The sequence below is a fragment of the Dyella sp. genome (assembly GCF_035508675.1).
GTDB lineage: Bacteria > Pseudomonadota > Gammaproteobacteria > Xanthomonadales > Rhodanobacteraceae > Dyella_B.
Genome location: NZ_DATJMN010000293.1, coordinates 1 through 16,775, shown reverse-complemented (window position 1 = coordinate 16,775; position 16,775 = coordinate 1). Strand labels below are relative to the sequence as shown.

Below are 16,775 nucleotides of genomic sequence, written 5' to 3'. Positions count from 1 at the left end.
CTTTGCGGGCTACATCGCCTTCGGTATCTCGCTGATGCTCGGCCTGCAGACCTTGGTGTCGATCGGCGTGAACCTCGGTGCATTGCCGACCAAGGGCCTGACCTTGCCGCTGATCAGTTATGGCGGCTCGTCGATCGCGCTGACTTGTGCGATGGCGGGCGTGCTGCTGCGGGCAACTTACGAAATCTATCGCGCGCTCGATGCACGCCAGATGGCCACGCGCGTACCGGCCGCCGCGGTGCCGGACGCGAACCCGAACAATGCGCGTGAGCGCGAAGCGGTGGCGGCATGAGCGGGCAGCCTCCCGTGCTGATCATGGCCGGTGGCACCGGCGGCCACATCTTCCCGGGTCTGGCGGTGGCCGAAACGCTGTGCGCGCAAGGCGTGCCGGTGGTATGGCTAGGTGCCGAAGGCGGCATGGAAACCAAGGTGGTGCCCGCGCACGGCATCGAGTTGCACACGATCGCCGTGGGCGGCCTGCGTGGCAAAGGTTTGCAGACGCGCTTGCTCGCGCCGTGGATGCTGCTGCGTGCGCTGCTGTCTTCGCTGGCGGTGTTGCACCGGCTACAGCCGCGCAGCGTGCTGTCGATGGGCGGTTATGTCGCCGGCCCCGGCGGTGTGGCGGCGCGCCTGCTGCGGCGTCCGCTGCTGGTGCACGAGCAGAACCGCGTGGCGGGCTTCACTAACCGCAAGCTGGCGCAGCACGCCCAGCGTGTGATGGCCGGTTTTGCCGATGCGCTGCCGAATGCGCAGTGGGTGGGCAATCCGGTGCGCGGCGCGATCGCTTCCTTGCCATCGCCGGCACAGCGCATGGCTGAGCGCAGCGGCAAACCGCGTCTGCTGGTGCTGGGCGGCAGCTTGGGCGCGCGCGCCTTGAACACCTCCGTGCCGCAGGCGCTGGCGCATATCGCAGCCGAGCAGCGACCGGAAGTGCTGCACCAGTCCGGCAATCGCGGCATCGACGAAGCGCGCAAGGCGTATGCCGATGCCGGCGTGGAAGCGCGCATCGTGCCGTTTATCGAAGACATGGCCGGTACCTATGCATGGGCGGATCTAGCCGTGTGCCGTGCCGGCGCGCTGACCTTGGCCGAACTGACGGCGTGCGGACTGGGCGCAGTGCTGGTGCCATTCCCGCACGCGGTGGACGACCACCAGACCCGCAACGCCGAGGCGCTGGTTACGGTCGGCGCCGCCGAATTGATCCAGGAACGTGATTTGAAGACGAATGATTTGGCGCAGCGTTTGGCTGCGCTGCTGGGCGATCGCGCCAAGCTGCTGGCGATGGCGCAAGCCGCGCGCACCCTGGCCAAGCCGGATGCCGCTGCGGATATCGCGCGCGCCTGCGTGGAGGTGGCCGCATGACGCCGCGTCGCTTGCTCGCCCACGAAGATTTGATGAGCACCTTCCGCCGTGTGCACTTCATCGGCATCGGCGGCGTGGGCATGAGCGGTATTGCTGAAGTGCTGCACAACCTTGGCTATGCCGTGTCCGGTTCGGATCGCAGCGAATCGCCGACCGCACAGCGCTTGCGCGAACTCGGTATCGATGTGCGCATCGGTCATGCCGCAGCGCATATCGGCGATGCCGACGTGGTAGTGACATCCAGCGCGATCAAGAGTGACAACCCGGAAATGGTTGCTGCGCGTGAGGCACGCATTCCGGTGATTCCACGTGCGGAAATGCTGGGCGAATTGATGCGTTTCCGGCGCGGCATCGCGATTGCCGGCACGCATGGCAAGACCACTACCACCAGTCTTGTTGCGAGCGTATTGGCCGAAGCCGACTACGATCCTACCTTCGTGATCGGCGGGCAGCTCAATGCCGCCGGTGCGAATGCGCGGCTTGGTACCGGCCAGTACCTGGTGGCAGAAGCGGATGAATCGGATGGTTCGTTCCTGCTGCTGTCACCGGTGATTGCAGTGGTCACCAATATCGATGCGGATCACCTGGAGAACTACCAGGGCGATTTTGCGCTGGTGCGCAAGGCGTTTTCGGATTTTCTACATCGTTTGCCGTTCTACGGGCTGGCCGTCCTGTGCGTGGATGATCCGGAAGTGGCAGAACTGGCCAAGATCACCGCGCGCCGCGTGATGACCTACGGCATCGACACGGCGCATGCGGATGTGCGTGCGGCCAATGTGCAACAGCAGGGCTTCGAGATGCATTTCGATCTGCTGCTGCCAGGCGTGGGCGAGCCGATTCCCGTCACGCTCAACTTGCCGGGGCGGCACAACGTGCTCAACGCACTGGCGGCGGCTTCGATCGGTTGGCAGCTTGGGGTGGAGGCCGATGCGATCGCGCATGCGTTGCGGCATTTCCAAGGTGTGGGCCGTCGCTTCCATCGGCGTGGCGACATCGCCATCGATCACGGCAAGGTGATGCTGGTCGATGATTATGGCCACCACCCACGCGAGCTTGCGGCAGTGTTTGCAGCGGCGCGCGGCGGTTGGCCGGAGCGGCGCCTGGTGGTGGGTTTCCAGCCGCATCGCTACAGCCGCACGCGCGATCTGCTGGACGATTTTGCCAATGTGCTGGCGGAAGCCGATGTGTTGGTGCTTACCGAGGTTTATCCCGCCGGCGAGGCGCCGATTGCCGGCGCGGATGGCCGTGCCCTGGCGCGCGCCGTGCGCGCGCGCGGCAAGGTCGACCCGGTGCTGATCAGCCATCCGCGCGAATTGAAAGACACCTTGCCGGCGCTGTTGCACGACGGCGATCTGCTGCTGTTGCTCGGTGCCGGCGACATCGGCGCGGCAGCGGTGGAACTGGCGAAGGCGGGCCACTTGAGGACGAGCGAGACATGAGAAAGATCAACGATCCCGCCCAATTTGGCCGTGTCGCCGTGGTGATGGGCGGCAGCTCGGCCGAGCGCGAGGTATCGCTCGACTCCGGCCGTAACGTGCTGGATGCGCTGAAGGCGCGTGGCGTGGATGCGCAAGCGATCGACGGCATCCCGGCGTTGCTGGATGCGCTGCGCGCCGGCCACTTCGCGCGCGTATTCAACATCCTGCATGGCCAGCACGGCGGCGGTGAAGATGGCGTGCTGCAAGGTGCGCTGGAATCCTTGCATATCCCGTACACCGGTTCGGGCGTGCTCGGTTCGGCGCTGTCGATGGACAAGACGCGTTCCAAGCGCGTGTGGCAGTCGCTGGGCTTGCCCACGCCTAAATTCGTGGCGCTGCCGCGCGGCGCCGACGTGCACGCCGCGGCGCAGGAAATCGGTTTTCCGCTGATCGTGAAACCCGCTTGCGAAGGCTCCAGCGTGGGCGTGACGCGCGTGTTCGAAGAAAAGGACCTGGATGCTGCCGTAGCGTTGGCTGCGAAGTACCCGGGCGATCTGCTGATGGAAACGCTGATCGAGGGCGATGAGCTGACCGTTGGCATCCTCGGCCGCCAGGTATTGCCAAGCATCCATATTGTGCCGAAGGGCGCGTTCTACGATTACAACGCCAAGTACATCGCCGAAGACACGCGCTACATCTGTCCAGGCCTGGAAGGTGAAGCCGAAGCGTCGTTGCGCGCGCTTGCGCTGGAAGCCTTCGACGCATTGGGCTGCGCCGGTTGGGGCCGCGTCGACGTGATGCGCGATCGCCAGGGCCGCAACTGGCTGCTGGAAGTGAACACCGCGCCGGGCATGACGTCGCATTCGTTGGTGCCGAAGGCGGCTGCCGTTGCCGGCATCGATTATCAAGAGCTGTGCTGGCGCGTGCTGGAAACCAGTTTCGGGGAGGCGCAATGAGGGGAAGCATCCGCCTCGTCGCCTGGTTGCTGGCCATTGCCCTGGTGGTCACGCCGATCGTCGGCGTGTTGAGCGGCTGGTTTGCCGCCGACCGCTGGCCGGTCACCCAGCTGACGGTGCAGGCCGAGTTCAAGCACGTGAGTGCGGAGCAGATCCGCGCCGCGGTGCAGCCGCGCCTGGGCAAGGGCTTCTTTGCGTTGAACCTCGATGGCGTGCAGAAGGCGGTTGCCGCGCTGCCATGGGTGGAGTCGGTGGAAGCGAGCAAGCGCTGGCCGGATACCTTGTTGTTGCGCGTGTACGAGCGTCAGCCGTTTGCGCGTTGGAACGGCAACCAATTGATCAGTCGCGAAGGCAAGGTATTCAGCGTGCCGGATGCCGCCGATTACAACCAGCTTCCGGATCTGCGCGGCCCGGATGACCACCTCGCCGAAGTGGTGAGTTTCTTTGCCGACGTGCAGAAAGCGTTTACTGGTACGCATTTGAAGATCACCGGCGTCGCGCTGACCGAGCGCGGCAGTTGGAGCGTGAGCACCGACACCGGTGCGCAGATCGTGATTGGCGACCGCAACCAGGCCGGCGGTCGCCTGCGCCGCTTCCTCGATGTGTATCCACAGGTGGCGGCGGGACATCCGCAGAGTTTCGAGTACGCCGATCTTCGTTACACCAACGGCTTTGCCGTGAAATGGCCGCAAGTGACGGCCGCCCCGACCGCTCCGACTGCCGGAGGCACGCCACGCACATGAAAGGCAAAAACGAAAAGCAATTGGTCGTTGGCCTCGACATCGGCACCTCGAAAGTGGTGGCGATCGTGGGCGAGTACGAGCCGGGGGAACCGATCGAAGTGATCGGTATCGGCTCGCACGTGTCGCGCGGCATGAAGCGGGGTTCGGTGGTGGACATCGAATCGACCGTGCACTCGATCCAGCGCGCGGTGGAGGAAGCCGAGTTGATGGCCGGCTGCGATATTCGGTCGGTGTATGCGTCGATCTCCGGCAGCCATCTGGAGACGCGCAACTCGCACGGCACGGCGGCGATCCGCGATCGCGAAGTGGCGCCGGGCGATCTGGACCAGGTGCTGGAAGCGGCCAGCGCGGTGGCGATCCCGGCGGACCGCAAAGTCTTATATAAGGAGTCGCAGGAATACCGCATCGACGGCCAGGACGGCATCCGCTCGCCGGTGGGCATGAGCGGCGTGCGCCTGGAAGCATCGGTACACCTGGTGACCGGCGCCGCCGCGGCGGTGCAGAACATCAGCAAGTGCATCCAGCGTTGTGGGCTCTCCGTCGACGAACTGGTGCCGTCTGCGGTGGCGAGCGCCAAGTCCGTGCTCACCGATGACGAGCGCGAACTTGGCGTGTGCCTGGTCGACATCGGTGCGGGTACCACCGACATCGCGATCTACACGCAAGGTGCGATTCGCTACACCAAATCGCTGCCGGTGGGCGGCGACCAGGTGACCAACGACATCGCCTACGGCGTGCATACGCCCACCGCGCATGCCGAGGAAATCAAGATCAAGTACGCCTGCGCGCTGGCTCAGCTGGCGCACGCGGAGGAAACCATCCAGGTGCCGAGCGTGGGGGATCGTCCGCCGCGCCGGCTGGCGCGCCAGTCGCTCGCGCAGAGCGTGCAGGCGCGCTACGAGGAAATCTTCGAAATGGTGCAGGACGAATTGCGTCGCTCCGGCTACGACAGCCTGGTCGCTGCGGGCGTCGTGCTCACCGGCGGCGCATCGCGCATGGAAGGTGCGCTGGAGCTGGCCGAGGAAATCTTCCACAAGATGGTACGCATCGGGGTGCCGCAGCACGTGGTCGGGCTCGGCGAGGTGATCGCCAGTCCGTTGCATTCCACCGGTGTCGGCCTGCTGCTGCATGGCGCACGCAACGGCGGCATGCGCGCAAGTGGTCCGGCTGGCGGCAGCGTCGGTGGCCTGGTCGACAAATTGCGGACCTGGATCACCAAGAATTTCTAGAAACGAAAGGGTTAGGTGGCGCAGGAGGCGCAGCCGGAGCGAATGGAGGTTCGCTCATCACCACGGGGAGACAGGAGTCGACCCGCGGTTACAACGACAACGAAGCTCTACGGAGGACGGGAAATGTTTGAACTGGTCGAAAAACTGGCACCGAATGCGGTGATCAAAGTCATTGGCGTGGGTGGCGGCGGCGGCAACGCGGTTGCGCACATGCTCAATTCCAACATCGAAGGCGTCGACTTCGTGGTGTGCAATACGGATGCACAGGCCATGAAGGGCTGCGGCGGGCGCATGCACCTGCAACTGGGTGCCAACGTCACCAAGGGCCTGGGTGCGGGCGCCAATCCGGAAGTCGGCCGTCAGGCCGCGCTGGAAGATCGTGAGCGCATCGAAGAAATGCTCGAAGGAGCGGACATGGTGTTCATCACCGCCGGCATGGGTGGTGGCACCGGCACGGGCGCTGCCCCGGTGGTGGCGCAGCTGGCGAAAGAGAAAGGCATTCTGACGGTGGCGGTGGTGACGAAGCCGTTTCCGTTCGAGGGCCGTCGGCGCATGCAGGTCGCGTTGAAAGGTATCGAAGACCTGTCCCAGCACGTCGATTCGCTGATCACGGTGCCGAACGAGAAGCTGCTGTCGGTGCTGGGCCGCGAAGTGACCCTGCTCAATGCCTTCAAGGCCGCCAACGACGTGTTGCTGGGTGCGGTGCAGGGCATCGCCGACCTGATCACGGCGCCGGGCCTGATCAACGTCGACTTCGCCGACGTGCGCACGGTGATGAGCGAAATGGGCCTGTCGATGATGGGTTCGGGTACGGCCCGTGGCGACGACCGCGCCCAGGCGGCAGCGGAAGCGGCGATCAACAACCCGCTGCTGGAAGACGTCAACCTCAACGGCGCGTGCGGCATCCTGGTGAACGTCACGGCCGGTCCGAACCTGTCCATGCGCGAGTTCGACGAAATCGGCCGCATCATCCACGACTTCGCCAGCGAAGACGCCACGGTGGTGATCGGCACCTCGCTGGATCCGGAAATGCAGGACGACGTGCGCGTGACGGTCGTGGCCACCGGCCTCAACCGCGCCACCGCGCGCCAGCCGGTGCAGCGGGTCGCCGCCGGCCAGCAGGTGGAAATGCGCCAGCGTCCGCGCCCGATGGTGCTGCGCACCGGTACCGGCAACGAAGTGGTCGACTACGCGCACCCAGAAGTGGTGGCCAGCAATCCGCGTGGGGGCGAGGGCCCGGCCAAGAGCGCCGATCCGAGCTTCGATTACCTGGATATTCCCGCCTTCTTGCGCCGCCAGGCCGACTGATCAGTCAGGAGCGCATCAAAAGTGTGAAAAAGTGTGAAGAGCATGAACTAACGACGCATTAACTTGTCAGTGTTCCCTGAGCCGGGCGAGGAGGGTATTCTCCAGTCCGCTGCCTGATCGCCGCCGGTGTACCGGCAGCGATAAGGGGGGCATCCACTGATGTCGGCTGGCGTCGCGTTCATGCGTTGAATGCGATAGGCAGTGTGGCCTTAAAGGATGGCGCACGATTGGCGGACAAGGGCCACATTCCCTGCCGCTGGTCCGAAATCCCGTTGCCGGATCTTCCCGTCCCCGGCGCGGGGTTTTGTGTCGAATCGCAAGTACTTGATTTACCTATGGTGCTTGCAGCATCGGGATGCGAATGACTCGCATTATTTGATGAAAGGAAAATGAAGGATTGACCGTTCAGTACGGTACGGTTTGTTTTTCCGCAGGTTAAGACTGTGTTAGCATCCCAGCTCGAATTGGCTGCTGCCCCCATAGGTACCCAATAAATGATTAAGCAGCGTACGTTGAAGAACATCATTCGTGCCACCGGCGTCGGTCTGCATACCGGCGACAAGGTCTACATGACATTGCGTCCGGCGGCAGCGAATACCGGCATCGTCTTCCGTCGCACCGATCTCAATCCTCCGGTTGAAATTCACGCGCGTCCCGATCACGTGGGTGACACACGTTTGTCTACCACGCTGGTGAACGGTGACGTACGTGTTTCAACGGTGGAGCATTTGTTATCGGCGATGGCGGGGCTGGGGATCGACAATGCGTATGTCGACCTGTCCGCACCGGAAGTGCCGATCATGGACGGCAGCGCGGGTCCGTTCGTTTTCCTCCTGCAATCGGCCGGCATCGAAGAACAGCCCGCGCCGAAGCGCTTCATCCGCATCAAGAAGCCGGTGAAGGTGCAGGAAGGCGATAAATGGGCCAGTTTCGAGCCGTTTGAAGGCTTCAAGGTCGGTTTCTCGATCGAGTTCAACCACCCGATCATTTCCAAGCGCACTTCGCGCGCGGAGATCGACTTCTCCACCACTTCCTTCGTCAAGGAAGTGAGTCGGGCGCGCACGTTTGGCTTCATGCGCGACATCGAGATGCTGCGCGAACACAATCTCGCACTCGGCGGTTCGATGGACAACGCTGTCGTGCTCGATGACTATCGCGTGCTCAATGAAGACGGCCTTCGCTACGAAGACGAATTCGTCAAGCACAAGATTCTCGATGCCATCGGCGATCTCTATCTGCTCGGCCACAGCCTGATTGGCGCCTACTACGCGCACAAGTCCGGGCACGAGTTGAACAACAAGCTGCTGCGCACGCTGATGGCCGATGCCACGGCATGGGAAGAAGTCAGCTACCAGGACGATCCGGCCACCGCCCCGATCTCCTACGCGCATCCCGCCCAGGCGATCTGACACACGCCGAATCCCCTACCTCCGGACCGGGCCTCTGCGCCCGGTCTTTTCGTTTTGTGATGTGCATCACATATTTCCCATCCTTGAGTTCACGTTCTCGCGACGCAGCGTAGAGACCGGAACGGGGTCGGCCATGGTATAAAACGAACTTCCGCGCCGGGGCAGGCGGTTGCTCGCCTCCTCGGGTACCAGGCGCCTGCAGCTCAGGGTGTTGCGGAGGGGGTGGAACGAGCGGTTTCGGCGACGGACGCCAGCTCCAGGAACATGGCCCGTAACTCGGGGTCCTGGATGGAACCCGCGGCGGCCTTCAGATGAAGTGCTGCAGCGGCCGAAAGCGGTTTTGATTGCTCCGGCTGAGGGTCAGGCGGAGGAAGGGGGGCCACTTTCACGGTCACTGAGCTGGCATCTGCGCCAATGGCGCGTGCGGCAGCGAGGATTTGCGCCTGCAGCAGGCGTAGACGCGATGCCCAGGCCGGCGAGGAAGCCAGGAAAACAAGACGATCGTCGCGCAGATTCGCGAATCTGACCTGCTCGCGCAGGGGCGACGGCAACGTCTGGCGTAATGCGCGGTCCAATGCTTCCAGCTTGCCAGCCTTGCGGGCCAGCGCAGCGACAGGACCGACTTCGGTGATGGGCTGTGGCCCATGGCCGGAGCGGTGGGAAGCGGGTACTTCGCGTTGCATCTAGTGGTAAAAATTCAAACCGGAAACGACATGCAGATCATACTCGTCTCTCGCGCCGGGAAGGTGCCAAAAACCCTGGACCTCACCAACTCCCGTTTGCGCTGGCGTGTATGCGGAATCGGCGCTGCCGTCGTGCTGGCTTTGGCGAGTATCGGCGCCGGCATCGCGCTGGCAGTGGCCAGCCCCCGTCACCGCGCACTGGTCGAAATCGACTCGCTGCACCAACAGGTGAAGATGCAGGACAAGCAGCTGGGCGAGTTGCGCGAAGACGCGCACCGCCAGCTCGATGCATTGGCCATCAAGCTCGGCCAGCTGCAAGCCCAGGCCACGCGTATCAACGCCCTGGGCGAGCGTCTGGTGCAGGTAGGCAAGCTCGACAGCAATGAATTCAACTTCGATCAACCCCCGCCCGTCGGTGGCGTGGAAGTCACCGATGGCAGCAGCGCTTATGCCTTGCCGCAAACGCTGGATGCCGGAATCAATCAGCTGGCGAGCCAGTTCGAAACACAGCAGGCCCAACTGAGCGCGATGCAGAGCCTGCTGCTCAATGCGCGCATCGATTCCAACCTCAAGCCCACCGGCATGCCCGCGGACGGGTATATCTCTTCTTACTTTGGCGTTCGTACCGATCCTTTTGACGGGCTCGCCGCCCGTCACACCGGCCTGGATATCGCCGCGCCCTACGGCAGCCCGGTGCGCACCGTGGCCGAGGGCATGGTGACCTATGCCGGCGTGCGCAACGGTTACGGCAACGTGGTGGAAATCGATCACGGCAACGGCTACATGACCCGCTATGCGCACAACAGCAAGCTGCTGGTGCACCCCGGCCAGCATGTGCACGTGGGCGAGGAGATCGCCCAGATCGGCTCAAGCGGCCGCTCCACCGGTCCGCATGTGCACTTCGAGGTCTGGTACAACGGCCGCGTGGTCAATCCGCTCGCGTACGTCAAGAGCCATCGCTGAGCAAACCCCGGCGCGCCCGCTGGCGGCACCCTTGAAAGCGGGGCTGCATACCGCCACCCCTGTGCGTGGTTCGCCGCGATTTCCCGCGTTTGGGATACCCGGCGGACCCTAGTATCATCAAGCCTTTGCCCGCCCGGACCGGCTCCGGCGGGCTCCCTCAGTTTCCAGATCCGGAAGATCGATGCTTAATCGTGCCCTGACGAGCCTCTTTGGCAGCCGTAACGACCGAGTACTGCGCCAGCTGTCCAAAACCGTCGCGCGCATCAACGCGCTTGAGCCTGAGTTCGAGAAGCTCAGCGACGAGGCCCTGCGCGGCAAGACCGAAGAATTCAGGCAGCGCCTCGCCAACGGCGAGACGCTCGACAAGCTGTTGCCTGAAGCCTTTGCCGTGGTGCGCGAAGGCGCCAAGCGCGTACTCGGCATGCGGCACTACGACGTGCAGCTGATCGGCGGCATGGTGCTGCATATGGGCAAGATCGCCGAAATGCGCACCGGCGAAGGCAAGACCTTGGTGGCCACCGCGCCGGTGTACCTCAACGCGCTCGAAGGCAAGGGCACCCATGTCGTTACCGTCAACGACTACCTGGCCAAGCGCGACGCGGCCCAGATGGGCAAGCTCTACAACTTCCTCGGCATGAGCGTGGGCGTGGTGTATCCGGGCATGGATCAGTCCGACAAGCATTCGGCCTATGCGGCGGATATCACCTACGGTACCAACAACGAATTCGGCTTCGATTACCTGCGCGACAACATGGCCTTGTCCAAGGAACAGCGCGTACAGCGCGGCCTGCACTACGCCATCGTCGACGAAGTGGACTCGATTCTGATCGACGAGGCGCGCACGCCGCTGATCATCTCCGGTCCGGCCGAAGATTCCCCGCAGCTCTACATTGCGGTGAACAAGATCGTGCCGCGCATGACGCGCCAGGAACTGGAGGACGGCCCAGGCGATTACTGGGTCGACGAAAAGCAAAAGCAGGTGCACCTCTCCGAAGAGGGCATGCAGCACGCCGAAGAACTGCTGCAGCAAGCCAAGGTGATCGATCCGGAAAGCAGCCTGTACGACGCGCGCAACCTGGCGGTCGTCCACCACCTCAACGCTGCGCTGCGCGCCAATGCCATCTACCAGCGCGATGTCGACTACATCGTGCGCGACGGGGAAGTGATCATCGTCGACGAGTTCACCGGCCGCACCTTGCAAGGGCGCCGCTGGTCCGACGGCTTGCATCAGGCGGTCGAGGCGAAGGAAGGCGTCCCGATCCAGCGCGAGAACCAGACGCTGGCCACGGTTACCTTTCAGAACCTGTTCCGCATGTACAAGAAGCTGGCCGGCATGACCGGTACGGCGGACACCGAAGCATACGAGTTCCAGACGATCTACGGCCTGGAGGTGGTGGTGATTCCCACCCACAAGCCGATGATCCGCAAGGACAACTCGGACATGGTGTTCCTCGGCCAGGACGTGAAGTACAAGGCGGTGGTCGAGGACATCCGGGATTGCCACAAGCGCGGCCAGCCGGTGCTGGTCGGCACGGCGTCGATCGACGTATCGGAACTGTTGTCCAACTTGCTGCGCAAGGAAAAGATTCCACACGAAGTGCTCAACGCCAAGCAGCACGAGCGCGAGGCGCATATCGTGGCGAACGCCGGCATGCCTGGCGCCGTCACCATTGCCACCAACATGGCCGGTCGCGGTACCGATATCGTGCTGGGCGGCAGCCTGGAAGCGGCATTGCAAGCGCTGGGTGAGGGTGCCAGCGACGCCGACCGTGCGCGCGTCAAGTCGGAATGGCAGAAGCGCCACGAACAAGTCATTGCCGCCGGTGGCCTGCACATCGTCGGTACCGAACGCCACGAATCCCGCCGCATCGATAACCAGTTGCGCGGCCGTTCCGGTCGTCAGGGCGACCCCGGTTCCTCGCGCTTTTATTTGTCGCTGCAGGACAACCTGCTGCGCATCTTCGGCGGCGAAGGCCTGGTCCGCTGGATGAAGCGCTTCGGCATGAAGGAAGATGAGGCGCTGGAAGATCGCATGATCAGCCGGCAGATCGAAAAAGCGCAGCGCAAGGTCGAACAGCACAACTTCGACATCCGCAAGAACTTGCTCGAATACGACGACGTCGCCAACGACCAGCGCAAGGTGATCTATCGCCAGCGCGATGAACTGCTGGAGGAAGAGGAGGTCTCGGCTACCATCACCGACATCCGGGAGGACGTGGTCACCGATCTGGTGCACCGTTATGTACCGGCCGAAAGCATCGATGAGCAATGGGATATCGCCGGCCTCGAGCGCGAGCTGGAAAGCGAGTTCGGCATTTCCGCCGAGCTCAAGCATTGGCTGGAACAGCAATCGGAAGCGGACGCCGGCACCGTGCTGGCCCACGTGCGCGACTTGATCCAGGCGATGTTCCAGGCCAAGGAGCAGCAGATCGGTGCTGAAACCATGCGTCAGCTCGAGAAGCACATCATGCTGAGCGTGCTGGACAACGCTTGGAAGGAACATCTTGCCAGCATGGATTACATGCGCCAGGGCATCTACTTGCGTGGCTATGCGCAACAGGATCCCAAGCAGGCATTCAAGAGCGAATCCTTCCAGCTGTTCTCGCAGATGCTGGCGCGCATCAAGACCGAAGTGATCCAGATGCTCGCGCGCATCCGCATCCGCAGCGAGGAAGAAGTCGCCGCGATGGAAGCCGAGCAGCAGCGCATGGCCGAACGCCTCGCGCGTCAGATGCAGGCCACCGGTGGCGGTGCGCCGGCGGGCGGTGCACTGGGCATGGACGCGCCTGCATCACAGCAAGCCACAGCCACCATGGAGCCATTGGTCACCGGTCCGAAAGTGGGTCGCAACGATCCGTGCCCATGCGGCTCGGGCAAGAAGTACAAGCATTGCCACGGGCAATTGAGCTGATCGCCTTGTAGAGATCGGACCAACCCGAATGGCGGCTTACTTCAAGCCGCCATTTTCTTATGGATTCAGAAAAACCTTGAACCGGCGCCCCGGCGAAAGTCGGGAGTTGGTAGCGCTAGTCGAGCAAACGCCGTTCAGCGCGGAGCGCAATGTCGCAATTCAGCACGAAGGAAGGCTTTCAGTCTTCGCCGGGCGTCCGCTTCCGATGGGGTTCTGCATTCACCGTGATGTACTGCGGCTCCTCGCTATCCAACCGCAAGGCGGTGAGCTTGCCGCCCCAGACGCAGCCGGTATCGATGCCGTAGACCCCCAAGCCGGCGAAACGGCCAAGTGCCGACCAGTGTCCGCATACGATGCGCGTATCGCGCTTGCGCATGCCCGGCGCTTCGAACCAGGGATACATGCCGGGTTTCTGGGTGCCCGGAGCACCCTTGCCTTCGAAGTCGATGCGACCGTTGACGTCACAGAAGCGCATGCGGGTCAGCGTGTTGATCGACGCGCGCATGCGCTCGATGCCTTGCAGCCGGCTGGTCCATGCTGCAGGGCGGTTGCCGAAGAGATTCTTCAGTAAACGCGGATGTCGTGGACTGGCCAGTTCGCGTTCGACTTCCAGGGCGCAACGCTGCGCCTGCTTCAACGTCCAGCTGGGTGCAAGCCCTGCGTGCACCATGGTCCAGCCGAGCGTTTCATCGTGATGCAGCAGCTTCTGCGTGCGCAGCCAATCAAGCAGGATCGGGGCGTCTTCGGCGAACAACACTTCACGCAGTTCCGGGTTCACACGCGCCTGCGCATCCTGCTTGCGTTGCCCGATGGCCAGCAAGCTCAGATCGTGGTTGCCCAGCGTCACCACCGAGTTGTTGCGCAGCAAATGCACCAGGCGCAGCACTTCCAGCGACTGGCCGCCGCGATTGACCAGGTCGCCGCAGAACCACAACTGGTCGGCAGCCGTATCAAAGCGCAGTTTTTCCAACAAGCGCTGCAATTCCGGATAGCAACCCTGCACGTCGCCGATTGCGTAAACGGCCATCAGTGCGTTACCTCGGACATATGCCACGCGCGTGTCATGAGCAATGCCTCGATCAATGCAACGTACGCGGAATGGATAGCGTGAAGGGCGGAATTGGCGCCTCGAAACGCGTGCCGTCGTCGGCCATCATCTGGTAGCTGCCTTGCATGGTGCCCACGGCCGTTTCCAGCACGGCACCGGAAGTGTATTCGTAGTCGTCGCCCGGACGCATCCACGGCTGCTCGCCCACCACGCCTTCGCCAAACACTTCCTCTACCTTGCCATTGGCATCCGTGATCACCCAGTGACGGGTGAGCAAGCGCGCCGGCAGGCCGCCTGCATTGTGCAGCCTGATCGTGTAGGCAAAAACGTAGCGGTTTTCGTTGGGGGCGGACTGGTCAGGGACAAAACGGGTTTGCACCTGCACGTCGATCGTGTAGGGGGATTTGTCTTTCATGCGGCCATTGTAGCGGGACTTAAGGACGCGCTGATCCATTCCATCACCTCGCATGACGCCCAGAAGGCCCGCACGGGGCCAGGAGAGCGTGGCACGGATCGCCGCCACGGTTTTGCGGGAGAAGGCCGCTATGGGTGCGCTTTACTCCGAGTCCCGGGTTCCGAGTCGGGCACCCGTTGCCTTGGCAAGCGTCACAAAATCCATCGGCGCCAATACCTCGGCGCGCGCCTTGGGATCGATGCCGGCAGCACGGATGGTCTCGGCGTCCATCACTTGCCGCAACGCGTTGGACAGCGTCTTGCGGCGCTGTGCGAAAGCTGCCTTGACGATCGCATGCAATCGTATCGGGTCGGCGTCGTGACGTTCATGCCGCGCAAGCGGCACCAGGCGCACTACCGACGAATCTACCTTCGGGGGCGGGCGGAACGCGCCGGGCGGTACGTCGAACAAGGGCACGACATGGCAGGCCAGCTGCAGCATCACTGAGAGGCGTCCATAGACTTTGCTGCCGGGCTCCGCCGCCATGCGATCGACCACTTCCTTCTGCAGCATGAAATGCATATCGGCAATCGCCGCCGCATGATCGATGCAGTGAAACAGGATCGGGCTGGAGATGTAGTAGGGCAGATTTCCGGCGACACGCAGACGCGCTACGCCTGCGCGCTGTGCCATGGCGGTGAAATCGACCTTCAGCACATCCGCGTGCACGATCGACAGCTCGCCGATGCTTGCCGCCTGTTGCTGCAGGCGGGGGATCAAATCGGTATCCAATTCGATCGCGGTCAGCTTGCCGGCGGCAGTCAGCAGCGGAAATGTCAGGGCGCCTTCACCGGGTCCGATTTCCACCAGGAAATCATCCGCACGCGGGGCTACGGCGGCGACGATACGCTCGATATAGCGGCGCTCATGCAGAAAATGCTGGCCAAAGCTTTTCTTGGGGCGGGCAGGGCTATTCATAACGATTTGCTTCGAACGACCAAGTCCAGCGCGAGGCGCGCTGCAGCAATCAGGCTGGCAGGATCGGCTTTGCCGGTACCGGCTAGATCGAGCGCAGTGCCATGATCGACAGAGGTGCGGATGAAGGGCAGGCCAAGCGTGATATTGACCGTACGGTCGAATGCTTCGCTCTTGAGCACCGGCAAGGCCTGATCGTGATACATCGCCAATACCGCGTCGTAACGGGCGCGCTGGGCAGGAACGAACGCCGTATCCGCCGGCAGGGGACCCAGCAACTGCATGCCTTCCTGGCGCAGCTTGTTCATGACCGGGATGATGGTGTCGATTTCCTCATGCCCGATGTGTCCGTTTTCGCCGGCATGCGGATTGAGGCCGAGTATTGCGATGCGCGGTTCGGCAAAACCGAAGGTGTCGCGCAGTGCCCGATGCACGATGCGTAGTGTGCGCGTCAGTGATGCCGCATCGATGGCGGCCGGCACGGCGCGCAACGGTAGATGCGTCGTCGCCAAGGCAACGCGTAGCTCCGGGCTGGCCAGCATCATCACCACGTCGGCACCGCTGTGCTCGGCAAAGAATTCGGTGTGACCGCTGAAGGGAATGCCGGCGTCGTTGATCGAGGATTTTTGCAGCGGGGCTGTCACGACGGCGGCATAGTGGCCACTCAGGCATCCATTCGCCGCTTCGCGGAGCGTGGCCAATACATGGTGTGCATTGCGCGGGTCGGGGTGGCCGGGTATCTCCAGTCCACCTAGCGGAACGTGCTTTACGCGCAAACTGCCGGGTGGGCGTTGCGAGATATCCGTACCGTCATCGTCCAGCAACTGGATCGTGGCGCCGCAGCGCGCGGCCGCACGTGCCAGCAAGTCTCGATCGGTGATCGCAACGAAATTGGCCGCCAGCGGAGTGGCGGCCAATCGGACCAGTAGCTCGGGACCGACACCGGCCGGTTCGCCAGCGGTAAGGGCGAGCCGTGTCAGCGTGAGCTTGTCCACGGCTTACCCGCGCGGCGTCGCCATTAGGACGATGCCTTGCTGTTGTCGGCAGCAGGTTCTTCCAGCTCCGGTACGAGAATCTTCACATACGAGCTGGAGCGCAGATCGCGCAGGAAGTCGTCGTAAGCCTGGTCGGCCTTGCGATTGCCGATGGCCTGGCGTGCCTGGTTGCGTGCAAACTCGGTGGTCATGTCACTGTTGCGCGCGCCGAGGCGCTGCAGGATGTGCCAGCCGGCTTCGCTCTGGAACGGCTGCGAGATTTCGCCGTCCTTCAAGTCGGCTACCTTCTGGCCGATCAGCGTGCCCCAGTCGCCTTGCTGGAACCAACCCATGTCGCCACCGGCGTTGGCGGTGGTGTCGTCGTTGGAATACTGCTTCGCC

16 protein-coding genes are annotated in these 16,775 nt (G+C 63.1%); 10 read left to right on the top strand and 6 right to left on the bottom strand.

From position 1 onward, the window contains the following. From VMA74_RS15570 to lpxC, 8 genes are all read left to right on the top strand, one after another. Positions 1 to 292: FtsW/RodA/SpoVE family cell cycle protein (locus VMA74_RS15570; RefSeq protein WP_325368569.1), on the top strand; the 292-nt coding region annotated here is incomplete at its 5' end. Beyond that, positions 289 to 1,362, top strand: a complete 1,074-nt coding sequence (murG, locus tag VMA74_RS15565) for an undecaprenyldiphospho-muramoylpentapeptide beta-N-acetylglucosaminyltransferase (protein WP_325368567.1) — start codon at positions 289 to 291, stop codon at positions 1,360 to 1,362. The genes VMA74_RS15570 and murG, both read left to right, overlap by 4 nt. Next, positions 1,359 to 2,801 carry a UDP-N-acetylmuramate--L-alanine ligase gene (gene murC, locus VMA74_RS15560; protein WP_325368565.1) on the top strand — a complete coding sequence of 481 codons (1,443 nt, stop codon included), beginning with the start codon at positions 1,359 to 1,361 and terminating at the stop codon, positions 2,799 to 2,801. The genes murG and murC overlap by 4 nt, the downstream gene beginning before the upstream one ends. After that, positions 2,798 to 3,736 (top strand): D-alanine--D-alanine ligase, encoded by a 939-nt coding sequence (locus VMA74_RS15555; RefSeq protein WP_325368563.1) that lies wholly within the window; start codon positions 2,798 to 2,800, stop codon positions 3,734 to 3,736. Before murC ends, VMA74_RS15555 begins: the two co-directional genes overlap by 4 nt. After that, complete coding sequence (locus tag VMA74_RS15550) at positions 3,733 to 4,479, top strand: cell division protein FtsQ/DivIB (RefSeq protein ID WP_325368561.1); 747 nt, start codon at positions 3,733 to 3,735, stop codon at positions 4,477 to 4,479. The genes VMA74_RS15555 and VMA74_RS15550 overlap by 4 nt, the downstream gene beginning before the upstream one ends. Next, entirely contained in the window at positions 4,476 to 5,708 is a 1,233-nt protein-coding gene (gene ftsA, locus VMA74_RS15545) for a cell division protein FtsA (protein ID WP_325368559.1), read from the top strand. Before VMA74_RS15550 ends, ftsA begins: the two co-directional genes overlap by 4 nt. A 123-nt stretch (positions 5,709 to 5,831) precedes the next feature. Then, positions 5,832 to 7,016, top strand: a complete 1,185-nt coding sequence (gene ftsZ / locus VMA74_RS15540) for a cell division protein FtsZ (RefSeq protein ID WP_325368557.1) — start codon at positions 5,832 to 5,834, stop codon at positions 7,014 to 7,016. A gap of 494 nt (positions 7,017 to 7,510) precedes the next feature. Next, positions 7,511 to 8,425 carry a UDP-3-O-acyl-N-acetylglucosamine deacetylase gene (gene lpxC / locus VMA74_RS15535; RefSeq protein ID WP_325368555.1) on the top strand — a complete coding sequence of 305 codons (915 nt, stop codon included), beginning with the start codon at positions 7,511 to 7,513 and terminating at the stop codon, positions 8,423 to 8,425. A 203-nt stretch (positions 8,426 to 8,628) separates the two neighbouring features. Here lpxC and VMA74_RS15530 read toward each other — a convergent pair whose 3' ends face one another. After that, complete coding sequence (locus tag VMA74_RS15530) at positions 8,629 to 9,108, bottom strand: DUF721 domain-containing protein (RefSeq protein ID WP_325368553.1); 480 nt, start codon at positions 9,106 to 9,108, stop codon at positions 8,629 to 8,631. Positions 9,109 to 9,138: 30 nt separating this feature from the next. Here VMA74_RS15530 and VMA74_RS15525 point away from each other — a divergent pair, with 30 nt between their 5' ends. Next, positions 9,139 to 10,071 carry a M23 family metallopeptidase gene (locus tag VMA74_RS15525; RefSeq protein ID WP_325368551.1) on the top strand — a complete coding sequence of 311 codons (933 nt, stop codon included), beginning with the start codon at positions 9,139 to 9,141 and terminating at the stop codon, positions 10,069 to 10,071. 181 nt (positions 10,072 to 10,252) lie between these two features. Further along, the gene (secA, locus tag VMA74_RS15520; RefSeq protein WP_325368549.1) at positions 10,253 to 12,982 is read left to right on the top strand and encodes a preprotein translocase subunit SecA; all 2,730 of its coding nucleotides are present in this window, start codon (positions 10,253 to 10,255) and stop codon (positions 12,980 to 12,982) included. A gap of 178 nt (positions 12,983 to 13,160) precedes the next feature. On the opposite strand, the gene VMA74_RS15515 is transcribed toward secA, so the two are convergent. The 5 genes from VMA74_RS15515 to VMA74_RS15495 form a co-directional block, all read right to left on the bottom strand. Next, a complete protein-coding gene (locus tag VMA74_RS15515) occupies positions 13,161 to 14,009 on the bottom strand; it encodes a symmetrical bis(5'-nucleosyl)-tetraphosphatase (protein ID WP_325368547.1) in 849 nt (282 codons plus the stop codon). Positions 14,010 to 14,061: 52 nt separating this feature from the next. After that, entirely contained in the window at positions 14,062 to 14,445 is a 384-nt protein-coding gene (gene apaG / locus VMA74_RS15510) for a Co2+/Mg2+ efflux protein ApaG (protein ID WP_325368545.1), read from the bottom strand. Between the two features lie 141 nt (positions 14,446 to 14,586). Continuing rightward, the gene (gene rsmA, locus VMA74_RS15505) at positions 14,587 to 15,402 is read right to left on the bottom strand and encodes a 16S rRNA (adenine(1518)-N(6)/adenine(1519)-N(6))-dimethyltransferase RsmA (RefSeq protein WP_325368544.1); all 816 of its coding nucleotides are present in this window, start codon (positions 15,400 to 15,402) and stop codon (positions 14,587 to 14,589) included. Next, positions 15,399 to 16,394, bottom strand: coding sequence for a 4-hydroxythreonine-4-phosphate dehydrogenase PdxA (gene pdxA, locus VMA74_RS15500; RefSeq protein WP_325368542.1), 996 nt, complete (start codon positions 16,392 to 16,394; stop codon positions 15,399 to 15,401). The genes rsmA and pdxA overlap by 4 nt, the downstream gene beginning before the upstream one ends. Before the next feature lie 23 nt (positions 16,395 to 16,417). Next, on the bottom strand, positions 16,418 to 16,775 hold a 358-nt coding region (locus VMA74_RS15495; RefSeq protein ID WP_325368540.1), incomplete at its 5' end, for a peptidylprolyl isomerase.